This window comes from Chitinophaga deserti (assembly GCF_003149455.1).
Classification (GTDB): domain Bacteria; phylum Bacteroidota; class Bacteroidia; order Chitinophagales; family Chitinophagaceae; genus Chitinophaga; species Chitinophaga deserti.
In genome coordinates this window covers 1-1453 of sequence record NZ_QFFK01000022.1, presented here as the reverse complement: position 1 = coordinate 1453, position 1453 = coordinate 1, and the positions used below count along the sequence as shown (strand labels likewise).

Annotated in this window: 2 protein-coding genes; both read left to right on the top strand. The window is 48.0% G+C overall.

The features are described 5' to 3' along the window. Positions 1-64: 64 nt before the first annotated feature. The gene (locus DEV76_RS25785) at positions 65-439 is read left to right on the top strand and encodes a helix-turn-helix domain-containing protein (RefSeq protein WP_109700846.1); all 375 of its coding nucleotides are present in this window, start codon (positions 65-67) and stop codon (positions 437-439) included. Further along, positions 436-1335, top strand: a complete 900-nt coding sequence (locus tag DEV76_RS25780) for an IS3 family transposase (protein ID WP_109700845.1) — start codon at positions 436-438, stop codon at positions 1333-1335. The genes DEV76_RS25785 and DEV76_RS25780 overlap by 4 nt, the downstream gene beginning before the upstream one ends. Positions 1336-1453: the final 118 nt, after the last annotated feature.

The following is a 1453-nucleotide window of genomic DNA, read 5'->3' as shown; positions in this document are numbered from 1 at the left end:
TGTCTTATTTCAAAATTGGCTTTACAGTTTAGGGATTTAATAACGTTTAAATTAAATTTCCTTTATGAAGAAGACGCAGGGCAGAAAAAGCCAATATTCAGATTCAGAGCGCATAGCGATAGCCCAGGACTATTTAAGTTCTGATTTGAGTCAGGCAGAGATCGCGGCCAAGTATGGGATAACAAGTAATACCATTGTAGAATCGATTGTACGGTGGTATAAAAAGCATCATGGGACAGTCGGAGTAAGTCCCTCGCCTTCGCAGGCTCCGCCACCGATTCTGAGTGCAGCAGAACTGTCGCAGCTCAAGCAGAAAGATAAGGAACTGGAAGATGCCCGATTAAAGATTCAAGCATTGGAATTGCTAATTGCTAATGCCGGGAAGGAGCTGGGGGTTGACCTGGTAAAAAAGCTTGGCACCAAACGGTCCGACAAATGAGGGAGTATGATTGTTCCCGGAGCGTAGAAAAGCTCTGTGGACTGTTTGGTAAGACCCGGCAAGCGTACTATGATCAGGTGTGGCGGCAGGATAACCATCATGTGGCCGATCACTTCATTGTTGAAAAAGTGCTTGACATCCGTCAGGCCCAGCCGGGTGCCGGTGTGAGGGCTCTGCACGAAGTACTGAAAAAAGAGCTGTCTGGACATCATCTGCTGGTGGGGCGCGATCGGCTCCGAACCATCCTGCAGTCACATCGGCTGATGCTCAAACGCAAACGTACCTATGTCCGCACTACTGACTCCAATCACATGTACAGAAAATGGCCCAGCCTGGTGGCAGGGCTGACAGTAGAGGGTCCTTCCCAACTCTGGGTCAGCGATATAACCTATCTCCGCACCGTGCAGGGGTTTAACTACCTGTCATTGATAACGGACGCCTATTCCCGGAAAATAGTAGGGTATCACTTAAGTCAGCATCTGAAAGCACAGGGTGCGGTGGCAGCCCTGAGGAAGGCCATAAAATCCCTTAACGGAACCAGCAAAGGCTTGATCCATCACTCCGACCGGGGTATTCAATATTGCTGTCAGGAGTATGTGGATGTTTTGCTGGATAGTGAGATACTGATCTCCATGACGGAGACTGGCAGTCCATATGAAAATGCTATGGCCGAACGGGTGAACGGGATCCTCAAAACCCAAATGGGCCTGGGAAAGACCTTTTCAGGTTACAAAGAAGCAGTGAAAGCGGTCCATGAAGCAATAGACGCCTATAACCGGCTCCGGCCTCACATGAGTTGTAACTACCTGACACCCAATGTGGCCCATCAGCAAACCGGCATCCTGCCTAAAAAATGGAAACCATCTCACAAACAAAATCTTAGCTTGCAATTGTAAAGCGAATTTGATCGCAAGCCAAGTAACTGTAAAGCGAAAACAGTGTTTAACGACAATGCTGTCAAGCCAATCCCGTACTTAACCCCCTAACCCTGTAAAGTTTTTTCAGTGTAAGACA